The 16,415-nt window shown below is 62.8% G+C and carries 13 protein-coding genes and 1 pseudogene; 9 read left to right on the top strand and 5 right to left on the bottom strand.

What is annotated here, in order from left to right; translation table 11 throughout:
• Nucleotides 1-48: 48 nt before the first annotated feature.
• Nucleotides 49-1,197 carry an acyl-CoA dehydrogenase family protein gene (locus DBO86_RS23110; protein WP_108234970.1) on the top strand — a complete coding sequence of 383 codons (1,149 nt, stop codon included), beginning with the start codon at nucleotides 49-51 and terminating at the stop codon, nucleotides 1,195-1,197.
• Between the two features lie 105 nt (nucleotides 1,198-1,302).
• Here the strand turns inward: DBO86_RS23110 and DBO86_RS23105 are convergent, their stop codons facing one another.
• Nucleotides 1,303-2,250 carry an AraC family transcriptional regulator gene (locus DBO86_RS23105; protein ID WP_108234969.1) on the bottom strand — a complete coding sequence of 316 codons (948 nt, stop codon included), beginning with the start codon at nucleotides 2,248-2,250 and terminating at the stop codon, nucleotides 1,303-1,305.
• A 120-nt stretch (nucleotides 2,251-2,370) separates the two neighbouring features.
• On the opposite strand from DBO86_RS23105, the pseudogene DBO86_RS23100 reads away from it, so the two are divergent.
• The 5 genes and pseudogenes from DBO86_RS23100 to DBO86_RS23080 form a co-directional block, all read left to right on the top strand.
• Nucleotides 2,371-2,547: pseudogene (locus tag DBO86_RS23100) on the top strand (transposase); the annotation flags it as partial.
• A 633-nt stretch (nucleotides 2,548-3,180) separates the two neighbouring features.
• The gene (gene recQ, locus DBO86_RS23095) at nucleotides 3,181-5,313 is read left to right on the top strand and encodes a DNA helicase RecQ (RefSeq protein ID WP_108234968.1); all 2,133 of its coding nucleotides are present in this window, start codon (nucleotides 3,181-3,183) and stop codon (nucleotides 5,311-5,313) included.
• 90 nt (nucleotides 5,314-5,403) lie between these two features.
• A complete protein-coding gene (locus tag DBO86_RS23090; RefSeq protein WP_108234967.1) occupies nucleotides 5,404-6,564 on the top strand; it encodes a GGDEF domain-containing protein in 1,161 nt (386 codons plus the stop codon).
• 132 nt (nucleotides 6,565-6,696) lie between these two features.
• Complete coding sequence (locus DBO86_RS23085; RefSeq protein ID WP_003460939.1) at nucleotides 6,697-7,128, top strand: MarR family transcriptional regulator; 432 nt, start codon at nucleotides 6,697-6,699, stop codon at nucleotides 7,126-7,128.
• Nucleotides 7,129-7,484: 356 nt separating this feature from the next.
• Nucleotides 7,485-9,479, top strand: a complete 1,995-nt coding sequence (locus DBO86_RS23080) for a FimV/HubP family polar landmark protein (RefSeq protein WP_482764210.1) — start codon at nucleotides 7,485-7,487, stop codon at nucleotides 9,477-9,479.
• A gap of 55 nt (nucleotides 9,480-9,534) precedes the next feature.
• Here DBO86_RS23080 and DBO86_RS23075 read toward each other — a convergent pair whose 3' ends face one another.
• Entirely contained in the window at nucleotides 9,535-11,721 is a 2,187-nt protein-coding gene (locus tag DBO86_RS23075) for a patatin-like phospholipase family protein (RefSeq protein WP_003460941.1), read from the bottom strand.
• Between the two features lie 71 nt (nucleotides 11,722-11,792).
• Here DBO86_RS23075 and DBO86_RS23070 point away from each other — a divergent pair, with 71 nt between their 5' ends.
• Nucleotides 11,793-12,074 (top strand): Rdx family protein, encoded by a 282-nt coding sequence (locus DBO86_RS23070; protein ID WP_003460942.1) that lies wholly within the window; start codon nucleotides 11,793-11,795, stop codon nucleotides 12,072-12,074.
• Nucleotides 12,075-12,098: 24 nt separating this feature from the next.
• On the opposite strand, the gene DBO86_RS23065 is transcribed toward DBO86_RS23070, so the two are convergent.
• The 3 genes from DBO86_RS23065 to DBO86_RS23055 form a co-directional block, all read right to left on the bottom strand.
• Nucleotides 12,099-12,950, bottom strand: a complete 852-nt coding sequence (locus DBO86_RS23065; protein WP_108234965.1) for a DMT family transporter — start codon at nucleotides 12,948-12,950, stop codon at nucleotides 12,099-12,101.
• The gene (locus DBO86_RS23060) at nucleotides 12,947-13,282 is read right to left on the bottom strand and encodes a tRNA-binding protein (RefSeq protein WP_108234964.1); all 336 of its coding nucleotides are present in this window, start codon (nucleotides 13,280-13,282) and stop codon (nucleotides 12,947-12,949) included. The genes DBO86_RS23065 and DBO86_RS23060 overlap by 4 nt, the downstream gene beginning before the upstream one ends.
• 303 nt (nucleotides 13,283-13,585) lie before the next feature.
• Nucleotides 13,586-14,332 carry a helix-turn-helix transcriptional regulator gene (locus tag DBO86_RS23055; RefSeq protein WP_108234963.1) on the bottom strand — a complete coding sequence of 249 codons (747 nt, stop codon included), beginning with the start codon at nucleotides 14,330-14,332 and terminating at the stop codon, nucleotides 13,586-13,588.
• A 134-nt stretch (nucleotides 14,333-14,466) separates the two neighbouring features.
• Here DBO86_RS23055 and DBO86_RS23050 point away from each other — a divergent pair, with 134 nt between their 5' ends.
• A complete protein-coding gene (locus DBO86_RS23050) occupies nucleotides 14,467-15,279 on the top strand; it encodes a UDP-2,3-diacylglucosamine diphosphatase (protein ID WP_003460946.1) in 813 nt (270 codons plus the stop codon).
• Complete coding sequence (locus tag DBO86_RS23045) at nucleotides 15,276-16,304, top strand: glycosyltransferase family 4 protein (protein ID WP_003460947.1); 1,029 nt, start codon at nucleotides 15,276-15,278, stop codon at nucleotides 16,302-16,304. The genes DBO86_RS23050 and DBO86_RS23045 overlap by 4 nt, the downstream gene beginning before the upstream one ends.
• The last annotated feature ends 111 nt before the right edge of the window (nucleotides 16,305-16,415 follow it).

The raw sequence follows: 16,415 nt of genomic DNA, 5'->3' as shown, positions 1-16,415 counted from the left end.
AAGCAAGCGCTAGGTTAGGGTGGCCAAAATAATAACGGGAGTACCCGCATGGCCGCCTCTCTGTCGTATTTCGATGAGTCCCACCAATTGGTTCGTGATTCCGTCCGGCGTTTCGTCGAGCGTGAAATCCTGCCGTATATCGACGAGTGGGAAGAGGCAGAGGAGTTTCCTCGTGAGCTGTACCTCAAGGCCGGCGCTGCGGGCATTCTCGGTATCGGCTACCCAGAGCAGTTAGGCGGCAGTCACGAGGGAGACGTGTTCGCCAAAGTGGCGGCCAGCGAGGAACTGATGCGCAGTGGCTCCGGCGGCCTGGTGGCCGGGCTCGGTTCGCTGGATATCGGCCTGCCACCCATCGTCAAATGGGCCAAGCCCGTCGTGCGTGAGCGCGTGGTGCCGCAGGTACTGGCCGGCGAGAAGATCATGGCGCTGGCGGTGACCGAGCCCACCGGTGGCTCCGACGTGGCCAATCTCAAGACCCGCGCTGTGCGCGATGGCGATCACTACCGCGTCAATGGCAGCAAGACCTTCATCACCAGCGGCGTGCGTGCCGATTACTACACGGTGGCGGTGCGCACCGGCGGTGAGGGCTTCGGTGGCGTCAGCCTGCTGCTGGTGGAGAAGGGCACGCCGGGTTTCAGCGTCGGTCGCAAGCTGAAGAAGATGGGTTGGTGGGCGTCGGATACCGCCGAACTGTTCTTTGACGACTGCAAGGTGCCGGTGGAGAACCTGATCGGCGTGGAGAATGCCGGTTTCGCCTGCATCATGGCCAACTTCCAGAGCGAGCGCCTGAGCCTGGCGATCATGGCCAACATGACCGCACAACTGGCCCTGCAGGAGTCGCTGAAATGGGCGCGCGAGCGCCAGGCGTTCGGCAAGCCGGTGGGCAAGTTCCAGGTGCTCAAGCACCGCCTGGCCGAGATGGCCACGCAACTGGAGGTTTCCCGCGAGTTCACCTACTGCCAGGCCGCTCAAATGGCCGCCGGCAGGAGCGTGATCAAGGAGATTTCCATGGCCAAGAACTTCGCCACCGATATTGCTGATCGCCTGACCTACGATGCGGTGCAGATCATGGGTGGCATGGGTTACATGCGCGAAACCCTGGTCGAGCGCCTATACCGCGACAATCGAATCCTCTCCATTGGCGGCGGTACGCGCGAGATCATGAACGAGATCATCGCCAAGCAGATGGGGCTGTAGCCGGACGCGCAGTGGGTGGGGCTTTAGCCGCGATCATCCTCAAAAAGGGCGGAAAAGCTCGCCGCTGAAGCGCCTCCCACGGGCGGCATGGTCCTTGTGCGGTTATCAGGAAGCGACCTGGTTCTGCGCGGCCTGGCGCAGGCGGGCGATGTCGCGTTGCGGCGGATCGCCGAACAGACGGCTGTACTCGCGGCTGAACTGCGATGGGCTTTCGTAGCCGACGCGGTAGCTGGCCGCTGCCGCTTCGAGGTTGTCGCACAGCATCAGTCGGCGAGCCTCCTGCAGGCGTAGCTGCTTCTGGTACTGCAGCGGGCTGAACGCTGTGACCGTCTTGAATCTATGGTGCAGGGTCGAGGGGCTCAGGTTCACCTCGCGGGCCAGTTCCTCGATCCGCAGCGGCTGATCGAAATTCTTGCGCAGCCACTCGATGGCGCGGGAGATGCGCTGGCTTTGGCTGTCGGCGATCACCACTTCATGCAGGCGATGGCCCTGCGGGCTGAGCAGCAGGCGGTAGAAAATCTCGCGCAATGCCAATGGCGCCAGCATGGCGATGTCGGATGGGGTTTCCAGCAGGCGCAGCAGGCGGATCACCGCATCCAGCAAGCGTGGGTCGATGCGATCGAGAAACAGCGCCCGCTGGGAAGCCGCGTCCGGGGCCGGAATCGCTGGCATTTCGGTGAGCAGGCTGCTGATCAGCGCGGGATCAATCTCCAGAGCGATGCTCAGATAGGGGTGATCCGGGCTGGCCTCGATAACCCGGCCGGTTACCGGCAGCACCACCGACGCCACCAGATAATTCAACGGATCATAGACGTAGAGTTCGTCACCCAGACGTATCTCTTTACGGCCCTGGGCGATGATGCACAGGCAGGGGTCGTAGACTGTCTGCATCGGCAGGCTGGGTGTCGTGGCGCGTGCCAGCTTCAGGCCAGGAATCGCTGTGAGGTGCAAGCCGTCCTCGGGGGCGAAGCGATCGACTAGGCGCGCCATTTCATGGCTCAGTTCGGCAAGGGGGGTGTCGAGAGTTGTGGCGGTGTGAATGGGTGACTGCATGGCGCGCCTCCGGAAAGTCAGCGAAGCCTAGGGGCTGTTGCCGTTTTGCGCTAATAAGTTGATATATATGAGAAAATACGTATCGTTGAAGCTCTGACCCAACATCGATACGAGTTTACAATGCCCCGATTATTGCTCAGTGATGGGCATTGGTCGAAGCTGCGGGAAATTCTGCTGCGCAAGGCCATCTACAACAAGCGTGATCTACGAATGACCGTGGAGGGCATGCTGTACCGCATGCGCACGGGATGCCCCTGGAGAGATCTCCCCGAAGCGTTCGGGAACTGGAATAAGGTTAATCCGGCTTCACACCCCAGGGTTGGCCCCTGACGCATGCCGATCTAATGAACTGGCAGGTACATGCCAGGCTCGGTGCTTCCTATGCCAGCGAAGTTGAGCAATGCGATTCGGAGCTTTTCGCTCCGTGCTTGGTTCAACATCCCCCCAACGTTTCACGACGGTGAATTGGCTCACTGCCAGACGTGCGCGGATGAGTTCTGCCCGGAGGGCAAATTCACCCTCGGGTCAGACATTTTTAGTAGCAATTCGATGATAGCTGAACGTTACTATTCTGTTTCTGTAACCGCTCATTGACCCATTTTAGGGTGTGAACAGATACAGCTTTTGTTATCCATCCCCGCCAAAACGAAGCGCTTCCAGGGTGTGGATTAACCAGGCTGAGCCGGTTTGTTGAATGCTTTTTCGGGCTTCAACCCCCCCTGATAGCAAGGGATTAAGGTGCCTAGGCGCATTAACCAAACCAAGCACGACACGTTCAACGTGTCGCACACGAGGGTGGATTCTAGTCAACCGCCGCCCCAGCGCCAGCGCGGCGCGCTCTGAAAGCGGCGACTCAGCGGCTTCGGACGGGTAGGCGCCCTGTTGCCTGCCATCCTGCGGCATAATGCGCGGCCAGATTTGGAGGCCTTCATGCTCGACCACGCCATGCGCATTCTCAAAGACGTTTTCGGCTACGACGCCTTTCGCGGCAACCAGGCCGCGATCATCGAGCGCGTGGCAGGCGGCGGCGATGCCCTGGTGTTGATGCCTACCGGCGGCGGCAAGTCGCTGTGCTTCCAGGTGCCGGCACTGATGCGCGAGGGCCTGGTAGTGGTGGTTTCTCCGTTGATCGCGCTGATGGACGATCAGGTGGCCACCCTCGAGGAGTTGGGTGTGGCAGCCGTGGCGCTGAACTCCACGTTGGGCCCTGACGAGCAGCGTGAGATTGCCGAGCGTATCCGTCGCGGGCAGATCAAAATGCTCTACCTGGCGCCCGAGCGGCTGGTGCAGCCGCGCATGCTGAGCTTCCTGCAGGGCCTGGATATCGCCCTGTTTGCCATCGATGAAGCGCACTGCGTGTCGCAGTGGGGGCATGATTTCCGGCCTGAGTACCTGCAGCTCGGTCAGCTTGCTGAGCTGTTTCCCAATGTACCGCGTATCGCCCTGACCGCCACCGCGGACAAACGTACCCGCGAGGAAATCGTCCAGCGTCTGCACCTGGACAACGCCGAGCGCTTTCTGTCGAGCTTCGACCGGCCGAACATCTTCTACCGCATCCAGCCCAAGGATCAGCCGCGCAAGCAGCTGCTGGGTTTTCTCGCCGCGCGCAAGGGTGATGCCGGTATCGTCTACTGCCTGTCGCGCAAGAAGGTCGAGGAGGTCGCCGACTTTCTCAGCAGCCAGGGCTTTCCGGCGCTGCCTTATCACGCCGGCCTGCCCAACGAGTTGCGCGCCTATCACCAGAAGCGCTTTCTCAATGAGGAAGGCCTGATCATGGTGGCGACCATCGCCTTCGGCATGGGCATCGACAAGCCCAACGTGCGCTTCGTCTGCCACATGGATCTGCCCAAGTCGCTGGAGGCCTACTACCAGGAGACCGGTCGCGCCGGCCGTGACGGCTTGCCGGCCGATGCCTGGATGGCTTACGGCCTGCAGGATGTGATCTTCCTCAAGCAGATGCTCAACAATTCCGAAGGTGACGAGCGCCACAAGCGCATCGAGCAGCACAAGCTCGACGCCATGCTCGCCCTGTGCGAGGAGACACGCTGCCGCCGCCAGGCGTTGCTGGGCTATTTCGACGAGGAACTGGCTCAGCCCTGCGGGCATTGCGATAACTGCATCGACGGCGTCGAGACCTGGGATGCCACCGAGCCGGCGCGCCAGGCGCTGTCGGCGGTCTATCGCAGCGGCCAGCGCTATGGTGTCGGCCATCTGGTTGACATTCTGCTCGGCCGAGACAACGAGAAGATTCGCGCCGCCGGCCATCAGCACCTGGCGGTGTTCGGCGTCGGCAAGGGCTTTTCCGAGGTCGAGTGGCGAACCCTGTTCCGCCAGTTGGTCGCCCGCGGCCTGGCCGATGTCGATCTGGACGGTTTCGGCGGTTTGCGCCTGACTGAGTCCTGCCGGCCGCTGCTGCGTGGTGAGGTCAGCCTGCAACTGCGTCGTGAGCCCAAGCCGGCGCAGGCGGCCAAGGCCTCCAGTAGCGCCGCAAGCCAACTGGTGCGCGGCCATGAGCGGGATATGTGGGAGGCGCTACGCAGTCTGCGTCGTAAGTTGGCCGAAGAGCACAGCGTACCGCCGTACGTGATCTTCCCTGATGCCACGTTGCTGGAAATGTTGCGCAGCCAGCCCAGCTCGCTGAGTGAAATGGCCGAGGTCAGCGGCGTCGGTGCGCGCAAGCTGGAACGCTACGGCCAGGCCTTCCTGGAAGTACTCAATGGCAGCGGCGCGGATGACACGCCACCGCCGGTGGCCGATCTGCGTCATGAGCTGGTCAGCCTGGCTCGCGCCGGTATGACCCCGACGCAAATCGCCGGCCAGTTGGGTTGCACCGAGAAGAACGTCTACAGCCTGCTAGCCGAGGCAATCGCCCAGCAGCAACTGACCCTGGAGCAGGCGCTGGATCTTCCTGAGGAACTGTTGGGCGAGATTCAGGAGACCTTCCTCGATGGCGAGGGCGAGCTGCCGGCCGTGAGTGAAGTCGCGCCGCTGTTCGCCGGTCGCGTCGACGAGGCCGTGCTCTACTGCGTGCGTGCGGCGCTGCAGGCCGAGTTCGAGATCTAAGTGTCCTCGGTGAAACTTGGCAGCCTGATTCTGGCGGCATTTCGATCGCAGGGCTAAGGTGTGGGCAGGCCGCCAGATAACGAGGTGAGGGTGCCTGACTATCACGCCTGGTACGACGAGGTTCGTCCGAGCCCTTATGCCGAGCAGTTGAGCCTGGGGTTTCGGCGGTTGCGTTTTTCCCGCGCTCTCGAGCGTGAATATCGTGCGCACATGCTTGAGGACGGCTTCGAACTCAAACGTATCGCGCTGTGCGTCGCCACGGTCATCTGGCTGGCCCTGACGGTGTTGGACATGTTGGTGGTGCCTGCATCGCACCTGGGCTGGGTGATCGCAGTGCGCCTGGTGGCGCTGGTCATCCTGCTGGTTTGCGCGACCCTGATCCTGCGGCGTCGCCACAGCCATCTTCTGCTACCGCTGAGCACGACCTGCATCCTAGTACTCGGCGTGGGCGCAGCGATGATTGTCGGTATTGCCCATCGCGCCGACCCCGGCTACCCCTACGAAGGACTGTTGCTGGTGAGCATGGCGGCGTACTTCCTGGTCGGCCTGCGCTTGAGCGAGGCTCTTGCCTGTTCCCTGGTGATTTTGCTCGCCTATGTGCTGGCGGAATTGGCCGCAGGGCTGCCTGCTCCGAGGTTGATCAACAACCTGTTGTTCCTGGTCTTCGGCAATCTTATAGGCGCTGTCGGTTGCTACCTCCTGGAATACAAATCACGTGAGCATTTTCTGATCAGCCATCTGATGCAGCTGCTTGCCTACCACGACAGCCTGACCGGGCTGCATAACCGTCGTAGCTTCAATCGGCAGTTCGAGCGCCTGTGGCGCCAGGCACAGCGTGACGGTATATCGATTGCGTTGCTGCTCTGTGACATCGACCATTTCAAGGCCTACAACGACTGCTACGGTCACCAGGCTGGCGACGCGGCTTTGCAGCGTGTCGGCGCCCTGATCGAGCAGGCGGCGCGGCGACCACTGGATATGGGCGTACGGCTTGGCGGTGAGGAGTTCGCGTTGCTGTTGTTCGACATCAGTGCCGATGAGGCCAGGCAACGCGCCGAGGCCCTGCGCCATTCACTGGAGGAGGTGGGCATTGCCCACCGCGGCTCCGATAGCGCCGATGTGCTGACGATGTCTATCGGCGTCGCCTGCCTGAGTCCGGATAGTCAGCCTGAATTGAGCCAGCTCTACGAGCAGGCCGACCGAGCGCTATACGAGGCCAAGGCTTTCGGACGTAACAGGGTGGCGGCCTGAGTTGCAGTCGGGGCGCAACGAGCCGGTCGCATTCTGCAACGCTCATGGCGCAATCCGCGCTTGCCCTGCGCATCGGGTTATGGCTAGCTGGCTAATAATTAGTTTTTGACCTTTGTATGAGTCCGCTTGCCCATGTCTTACCCCGATCAACATCGCTTTGCCATGCAGGTTGCCCAGCTATCCCGTGCCTGGCGTTCCGAACTCGATAGACGCCTGGTAGGGCTGGGCCTGTCCCAGGCTCGCTGGCTGGTGCTACTGCACCTGGCGCGCTTCAGCGAAATGCCGACCCAGCGTGAATTGGCGCAAAGCGTCGGCGTAGAGGGGCCGACGCTGGCGCGTCTACTCGACAGTCTCGAAAGTCAGGGGCTGGTTACTCGCGTGGCAGTACCCGAAGACCGCCGTGCCAAGAAGATCGCGCTGCAGCCGGATGCGCAGCCTCTGATCGAGAAGATCGAAGCGATTTCCACCCAGCTGCGCCATGAAGTCTTCGCCGGTATCGACGAGGAGGATCTGCGTCGCTGTCAGCAGGTGCACGCTCGAGTGCTCGGCAACCTGATGAAGTGAACCGCCTGCACTGTCAAAAATCCGATCATTTTTTTGATCGTATTTTTTATTTGCCTAATTTTTGACTGATTCAACTTGATGGCACCGTGCTTTCATCGGCAAACTGGCCGCCAAGCCGCTACTTTGTGAATTAGTAGCCATAATGCAATTCGAGACGGCCTCGACAAGGACCTTGTCGCCCGTTCTCGAACTATCAAGGGCGCCAGCCTCCCGGCCAAGGGATGCTCAGACAGGAAGTCGAGGAGGTGGCGTTCGAGCCGAATAACCCTGGAGGTCGCATGGCTCGGGTGCGTCAATTAATGTTGGGTCTGGCGTCGGGGTCCGCCCTCTATTCGGGAATGGCTCCGGCGCTTGGTTTGGGTGAAATCACGCTGCATTCTGCGCTGAATCAGCCTTTCGAGGCCGAGATCGAGCTGCTGGAAGTGGGTGATCTGGGCGCGCAGGATCTGCGTGTCGGTCTGGCACCAGCCGAGGTGTTCAGTCGTTCGGGGGTGGAGCGCTTCTACTTTCTCAATGATCTGCGTTTCACGCCGCTTCTGCAGGGATCACGTAGTGTGATCCGCGTGGTGTCGAACCGTCCGGTGCGTGAGCCATACCTGAACTTCATCGTCGAAGTGGCGCGTCCCAATGGCCAGTTACTACGTGAATATACGGTTCTGCTCGATCCACCTGGTTCTTCGGCTTATTCCGCTGTAACCGCACCAAGCGCTGCTGCCGTATCGCAACCCTCTAACCGCACCGCAGCACCGGCCTCGTCGGTCAGAGCGGTCACGCCGCCGCGTGCATCTGCTGGGCACCGTCATCAGGTCAGCCGTGGCGACAGTCTCTGGTCCATCGCCGCGCGTTTGCGTGAGCAGGGCAGTACGCTGTCTCAGCAGGCGCTGATGGAGGGCATTCTTGCCCTCAACCCGAATGCCTTCGCTGGCGGCGATCCAAGTCGTCTACAGGCTGGCGCCGACCTGCTGCTGCCGGATGCCGCCCGTGCGGAGGCTGCCCCGCCGAGCGCTGCTCCGGTCGCTGCCGAGGCCTCACCCGTGCTCGCTGAAAACACTGCCGAAGGGCCCGTTAGCGCGCCTCTGGCTGCCCTGGAGCCAGCACCGCAGCAAAGCGAAAGCCTGGAGCTGCTGGCCGAGAGGCAGCGCCAGGTCGATCTGGAGCTGGCCAACCAGGCGGCGGAAAATCTGCAACTGCAACAAGGCTTGGCGCAACTGCAATTGCAACTGCAGCAGTTGCAGGAGCAATTGGCGCAGAAGGATGCTCAGTTGGCTGAGCTGGCTGCGCGCACGCCCGCCGAGCCGGCCGCCCAGCCCATTGCCGCCGCGCCGGTCAGTGTCGAGGAGCCCGCGGCAGCAGAGCGCGGCTGGTGGTCGACCCTGTTGGCCGGTGGTATAGGGCTTCTGCTGTTGCTCGGTGCGCTTTTCTGGGCCGTGCGGCGGCGTGGCGAGAAAACCATGCCGGTGGTGCAGGTACAACCCAAGGGGCAGCCACCGCAGCAACCGCCTCGTCCGCTACTCGCGGCGGTTGGCGCAGCTCCGGTGGTCAAGGCAGTACCGGCGCCGGCTCCGGTGCGTGCTCAAGGGCCGGTCGACCCACTCGAGGCGGCCAATGTCTACATCGCCTACGGTCGCTTCAGCGAGGCCCGTGGTGAGCTGAGCAAGGCGCTGGCTCAGGAGCCGCAGCGCAGCGATCTGCGCTTCCGTCTATTGGAAGTTCTGGCGCTGCTGGGCGACGGGGCGGGCTTCGCGCGTGAGGAGGCCGTGCTGCGCGCCGAAGCGTTCGACGCCGCACGCATCGATGCCTTGAAGGCGCGGCATCCTGATCTGCGGGTGACTCAGCAGGTACCGACCGAGGTTATCGCTGTGCAGCAGCCTGCGGCCGAACCTGATTTTCAGCTCAACCTCGACGACCTGTCGCTGGATGCCGATTGGGATCTGGTCAGCCCTTTCCCTGCTGCCGCCAAGGCCAAACCCAAGGCTGCTGCAGAACCGGAGTTCGATCCGTCGTTCGCCAGCAATCTGCAGGAGCTCCCGGAGGTGTTCGAACTGCATCATGAAGACGAGCAGTTGAGCGCCTTCAGTGAGATGGAAATGGTGCTCAGTGATGAGGTGCCGGCGCTGGATGACAACTTCATCGACGCTTTCGCCGGTGATGCCGATGCCACCGCTGCGCTGCAGGGCGACATCGACCACCTGGCGGGCAATCCGGAGCACATGGCCCAGCTTAACCAGGCGCTGGCCTATATCAAACAGGGCGATATCGCCACCGCCTGCGACATCCTCAACGAGGTGATCGATCACGGCGATGACGAGCAGAGGAAGGCCGCGCGCCAGTTGCTGGCGGAAATCGCCTGACAGACTTGTGCTGCTACACCTGACGAGGCCGCGCGTATGTCGCGGCCTGGTCGTTTCAGAAGCTCTTGCCCAGATTGAGATACAGCGCCTTCTCCCGCTCGTCGTTGAAGCCGTAGCTGAAGTTCAGCGGGCCTAGCGGGGTGTCCAGGCCGAGGAAGATGCTGGCTGCGTTGATATAGCCGCTATCGAAAGCGTTGTCGTTGTTCCAGGCACGGCCGCGCTCCAGCGACAGGCCCAGGTACAGCGGGAAGTTCAGCGGCAGCATCGAGGTTTGTGTCATGCGCCGGTAGTAGATCATCCGTGCCAGGGCCATGTTCTGGCCGCTCAGCGAGTCCTGACGAAAGCCCGACAATTCCTGGGCACCACCGAGAATGAAACCCGAGGTGACCACCTCCGCTTCATCCAGGGTACGCCCGTAGCGACCGCCGAACAGCCAGGTATTGGGGCCGTGGCTGTAGGCCTTGTCCAGCTTCAGTTGCCATTGGCGATATGCCTCGTCCGAGCCCAGGTCGCGGTCGTACTTGCGCAGCATCAGGCCGATATCCTCGCCGGTGCGCGGGAAGTCGAGGTTGTCCAGGGTGTCGAAGGAGTACAGCAGTTCGTAGTAGCCCTCGCTGAAGCTGAAGCTGGGCAGGTCGCGCTCGCCTACGCGGACATCCGCCTCGCCCCAGGCCTGAGCGATGCCGAAGCGAATCTCGCCATTGTTGGCAATCTGTCGGCCGAGATTGAGACCGTAGCCGTAGCGTTCCAGGCGGTATTCGGCGATGGGGTCGTTGTCCAGAATCGCTTCGACGTTCTGCGCCTCGCCGAACAGGTAGGGCGCGACGAAGTAACGTGAGCCGGCGTCCAGCGGCTGATAGAACTCGCTGTAGAGCTCCTGGCGGTCACCTAACTGCAAGCGAGTCAGCCATTCGGCGCCGAGCTCGTTGATGCCGTTGATGCGGTAACTGGCGCCGATATTGAAGGGGCTGTCGCCACGCATGTCATCCGACAGATTCAGGCCCAGGCGCAGGTAATCGGTGCCGGTGCGCTTGCCGCGGGCATCGATCACCAGGGCGCTACCGCGCTCGTCCAGCGGCTCTACCCGGTATTGCACGCGCTCGAAGTAGTCCAGGCCGTACAGCGTGCCCATGTCTTTCTGCAGGCGATCCATGTCCAGTGGCTCGCCGAGCGGTTGGCGAATATGCCGGCGAATCACTGCATCGCCGACTTTCGAGTCGTTCTCCACGTGGATTTCGCGAATCACCGGTGTGCGCTGTTCGCGCGAGCGCGCCATGGCCAGCGCCGGGTTGCCGGCACTGCCGGTGCGCAAGCGAGCCAAACGCTCTGCCTGAATCTGTGTGGCGCGATAGCCGGCCTCCATCATCTGTTCGCCCCGATTGAAGTCGGCGACGCCGAAGCCAGCCAGAGGTGGCAGGATCAGTACGTCGTCCGCTTCCAGCGTTTCGAGTTGCGCCTCGGAGTTCTTGCGCATCATCAGGTTGATCGACTGATTCATCACGTCGACCACGGTGAGCAGGTCCTTGGCCGGTTTCAGTGGCATACCCAGGTCGACGACGATGACGTAATCGACGCCCATCTGCCGCGCGACGTCGATTGGCACATTGTTGACCATGCCGCCGTCGACCAGCAGGCGGCCGTCCACTTCCACCGGGGCGAACACCGCCGGGATCGACATGCTGGCGCGCATCACCTGCGGCAGGTGGCCGCTGCTCATGATCACCTGTTCACCCGTGACCACATCGGTGGCCACGGCGCGATAGGGGATCGGCAGATGATCGAAATCGCGGGTGGCGCTGCGATGCACCAGCAGGCTTTCCAGCAGCAGCGCCAGGTTCTGACCCTGAATCACGCCCAGCGGCAGGCCAAGGCTGCCGTCGTCGCGGAAACTGAGTTTCTGCTTGATCAGAAAATCGCGGTCGTCCTGCTTGCGGCGAAAGGGGATGTCCTCGCGTGGCGGTGAGTCGGACAGCGCCTGTTGCCAGTCCAGTTCCAGCGCCAGGCGCTCAAGCTCAGCCACCGAATAGCCGGCGGCATAGAGCCCGCCGACGATGGCGCCCATGCTGGTACCGGCGATGGCGTCGATGCGAATGCCTTGTTCTTCCAGCGCCTTGAGCACACCAATGTGTGCCAGGCCGCGAGCGGCGCCGCCCGACAGCACCAGGCCGACACGTTCGGCGGCGATGACAGGCAGGCTGGACAGAGCGAACAGGCAAAGCAGCGAAAGGAGCAGGCGGCGCATGATGGATTCCGGCAGGAGCAGAGACAAAGGCCGTTATTATAGGCATCAAGCCCCACAGTAGAGCCGCTGCCATGCCCGATCAGAAGCCCGAAATCGTCATCACCTATTGCACCCAGTGTCAGTGGCTGCTGCGCGCCGCGTGGCTGGCTCAGGAACTGCTGAGCACCTTTGCCGACGAGCTCGGCCGGGTCAGCCTGGAGCCGGGCACCGGCGGCGTGTTCCGCATCCTCTGCGATGGCCAACAGATCTGGGAACGCAAGGCCGATGGTGGTTTCCCCGAGGCCAAGGTGCTCAAGCAGCGGGTGCGTGATCTGATCGATCCAGGTCGCGATCTGGGTCACAACGACCGGTAGGGTGCGCTGTGCGCACCGCTTGGTTCAACGCCCCATCCGCGCCGAAACGAAGATGGCGCTGACGATCAGCATGCCTCCGGCCAGCATGCGCAGCGTCGGCTGCTCGCTGAACAGCCACCAGGCGAACAGAATCCCGTAGACCGGCTCCAGGGCGAAGATCACTGCTGTGGTGCGCGCCTTGAGCACGCGCAGGCTGGCGACGAACAGGCTGTGTGCCAGGCCGGTGCAGAAGATGCCGAGCATGGCCAGCCACAGCCAGTCCACCGGGCGCACGCTGGGCAGCAGCGGCCAGGCCAGCGGCAGGAAGCAGATGAACACGGCGACGTTCTGGTACAGCGCCGCCTGTACCGGGTCGAGGCCACGGGTGCTGGCGCGATTGAGCAGCGACAGCAGGGCGAACAGAAAGCCCGACAACACTGCCCACAGCAATCCGACTGTGGCGTCACTGTTCAGGCTGAACTCGGGCGTGACCAGGATCAGCCCCACGCATACCACGCCGACCATGGCGAACTCGCCGGGGCGGGTGCGCTCGCGAAACAGCAGGCCCTCCAGCAGGACGGTGAAGGCCGGGAAGCTGGCGAAGCCGAGGGTGGCGATGGCCACGCCGGAGACCTTCACCGCTTCGAAAAAGGTGACCCAATGCGTGCCCAGCAGCAGGCCGCCGAGTGCCAGCAGAGTCATCTGCCGTAGGCTCGGGCGAACCGCATTGCGGCTGCGCCAGAGCAGCGCGGCCAGGCCCAGGGCGAGCACGGCGAAGAACGCGCGGCCGCCTGCAATCATGTTCGGCGTGGTCGCCGCCAGTTTGCCGAAAATGCCCGACAGGCCGAACAGCAGGGCACCCAGGTGAATCGCCAGCAGGGCGTTACGTTCCGTCATGCCAGGCGCGCACCGTTGGGCAATGGCTGGTCGAACCCGGCGAGGACGACACGGTTGTCGCTGTCATAGACACCGGTGACCAGCACTTCCGAGCGTACCCCGGCGATGCGTTTGGGGGCGAAATTGCACACGCACAGCACCTGACGACCAATCAGCTCGCCACAGCTGTAATGCGCGGTGATTTGCGCACTGGAGGTCTTGATGCCCAGTTCGCCGAGATCCACGTCCAGCACGTAGGCCGGCTTCACTGCCTTTTCATTGGGACGAGCGCAGCGAATGGTGCCGACGCGCAGCTCCACTTTCTCGAAATCCTGCCATTCGATGGTTTGCATGGGGTACTCCTGGTTACTGACGCGCAGTCTAGGCGCCTCGCGAAGGGCTGTCTGTCGCAGGAACTACGAGTTTTGTCGTCGGACTCTCAATCAGGTCTGAAGGTGGCAGGAGCACATAGGGTGGGTTAGCGGCGCTAACCTTCGAACGATCAGACACTTCCATCGTGACGCGCCGCGTAACCCACCAGGCGATGTAACGATTGGCGACGATGGTGGGTTACGCCACACCGGTTTCGGCGGGGTAGCCAACCAGCGTGACAGGCGGCTAACCCACACTACGAGAGCGGTGCGCCGCTGGGGCTGCTAGCGCGTGCGGCGCAACTGTCGCGGGGTCATGCCGAGATGGCGAGAGAGGGCAGCGGTGAAGGCGCTTTGCGAGCTGTAGCCGACCCGTGCGGCGATTTCGCCAACTGCCAGGTCGCTGCCACGCAACAGCTGTTCGGCGAGTTGCAGGCGCCGTTGGCGAATATGTTCCATCGGCGTGCGCCCGGTCTCGGCGAGGAAACGCGCATGGAAGCGCGCCACCGACAGACCGGCCAGGCGTGCCAGATCTGCCACCTGCAGCGGATGCGCTGCGTGCTGTTCGATATAGCGATCCAGGGCTGTCAGCGGCAAGCCGGTCGTCTCGGCATGCTGGCGGCTGCAGGCCAGGCTGCCGAGTAGCAAGGCCGCACCTTGGCCCGCGATGATTGGATCATTGATCGGGCTGCTGGCCAGCCAGTTGAGTAGCTGCCCCTGCGAGGGATCGAGTTGCAGTGCGTTGGGTTTGTCCAACAGACGCTGGATGTCGCTCGCATGGTGGCCAAGCTGGCGCTCCAGCCAGTCATTGGCCGGCAGGTCCAGCACCAGGCACTGGCTGCCGCGTGGGCTGCCGCAGGTATGGCGCGCTTCGGCCGGTACCACGGCCAGGTGATGGCGCAGCACCTGGCTGCCCTGGCCATCGACTTCGAATTGCAGCTCGCCCGCCAGGCCGAACACCAGTTGCGCGTGGTCGTGGCTATGGCTGAGCACTTCGTGGCTGTAATGACGCAGGGACAGGATCGGGAGCATGGCGGTTTCCTCGGCAACCGCCGCAGTGTAACGCCTGGGCCGGGGCGCTGCTGCGTCATGGAACCGTCTTTTTCCCGTCACAAGCCTTTCACCGCGACCCCTCAAGCTCGTCTAAACCCAGCCGGAGGTCGCCCATGACCAGCGTCCAGCTCGCCAAGCCCAGCCGCAAGCAACGTGTCCGTACCCTGTGGATCTCCGATGTACACCTCGGCACCCGCGATTGCCAGGCCGAGCACCTGGCAGCCTTTCTCAAGCGCTACCACGCCGACCGTATCTACCTGGTGGGCGACATCATCGACGGCTGGAAACTGCGCGGCGGCATCTACTGGCCACAGGCGCACACCAACGTCATCCGCCGTCTGCTGACCATGAGCAAGCACGGCACCGAAGTGATCTACGTCACCGGCAACCATGACGAGTTTCTGCGTCGTTACTCCAGCCTGCTGCTGGGCAATATCCAACTGGTCGACGAGGCCGTGCACGTCACGGCCGATGGCCGGCAATTGCTGGTGATCCATGGCGATCAGTTCGATGTGATTACCCGTTATCACCGCTGGCTGGCCTTTCTCGGCGACTCGGCCTACGAATTCACCCTGACCCTCAACCGCTGGCTCAATCACTGGCGCAGCCGCTGGGGCTACGGCTACTGGTCGCTGTCGGCTTACCTCAAGCACAAGGTCAAGACTGCGGTGAACTTCATCAGCGACTTCGAGGAGGCCATCGCTCACGAGTGCGTCAAGCGCGGCCTGCAGGGCGTGGTCTGTGGTCACATCCACCACGCCGAAATCCGTCAGGTCAGTGGTGTCGAGTACATGAACTGCGGCGACTGGGTGGAATCCTGCACGGCGCTGATCGAGCACTGGGATGGGCAGATCGAGCTCTATCGTCTGGCCGAGTCGCAACTGGCCAGCGAGGAGCAGGCTGTCGCCCTCGAGACCGGCGCATGAGGATACTGATCGTCTCCGACGCCTGGGCGCCTCAGGTCAATGGTGTGGTCACCAGCCTGGCCGCGCTGGTCGGCGAACTGCGTGGGCTGGGGCATCAGGTCAAGCTGCTATCGCCCGCCGATTTCCGCGCCGTGCCTTGTCCGACCTACCCTGAGATTCCGCTGGTGTGGGATCTGTGGCGCGTCGGTGCGGCGATTCGCAACTTTCGTCCTGACTGCGTGCACCTCGCTACCGAGGGGCCGCTGGGTTGGGCAGCGCGGCGTTGGCTGGTCAAGCGTGGGCTGGCGTTTTCCACGGCGATCCATACGCGTTTTCCGGAGTACGTCAGCGCCCGCTGGCCTTGGATTGCGCCGCGTTGGGGCTATGCCTTTCTACGCGCTTTCCATCGCCCCAGTCACGCCGTGCTGGTGACCACCGAGCGGCTGCGCCAGGAGTTCGCCAACTGGGCTCTGCAACGGCTGCAACTGTGGTGCAAAGGGGTGGATACCCGGCTGTTTCGGCCGGACGAGACGCGTCCACGACCTGTGCAACCGGTGTTTCTCTACGTCGGACGCATCGCTCCGGAAAAGAACCTGCAGGCCTTTCTCGATCTGGACCTGACGGGGGAGAAACGTGTGGTTGGTGACGGTCCACAGCGTGAGACGTTGCAACAACAGTATCCGCTGGTGCGCTTTCTCGGCTACCGCCATGGCCAGGCGTTGGCCGAGGCTTATCAGGATGCCTCGGTGCTGGTCTTTCCTTCGCGTACCGATACCTATGGCCTGGTGATGCTGGAGGCCTTGGCTTGCGGTACACCCGTGGCTGCGTTTCCCGTGGCCGGGCCGCTGGATGTGCTGCAGCAGGGCGTCAGTGGAGTGATGGCCGAGGATCTGCATGCCGCCTGCCTGGGCGCGCTGGAGCTGGATCGTAAGCGTTGCGCGGAATTGGCGGCAGCGCAGTCCTGGCGCGCGTCGGCGCTGGAGTTTCTGGCATTGCAGCCGCTGATCGATGGCGAGCCAGTGTTGACCGAGGCACTGGAGGCGTAGGGCGTATTGCCGGTAGGGCGTACCGGGACACCGGCCGCTTGGAAGCAGTGCGCCGTTGGATTTGTACTGCGCCAAAGAACGGCGGACTGTTCGCTGCGCTACGAGCGGCCG

Source organism: Ectopseudomonas oleovorans (assembly GCF_003052605.1).
In the GTDB taxonomy this organism is placed as follows: domain Bacteria; phylum Pseudomonadota; class Gammaproteobacteria; order Pseudomonadales; family Pseudomonadaceae; genus Aquipseudomonas; species Aquipseudomonas oleovorans_A.
This window is presented reverse-complemented; position numbering and strand designations above follow the sequence as displayed.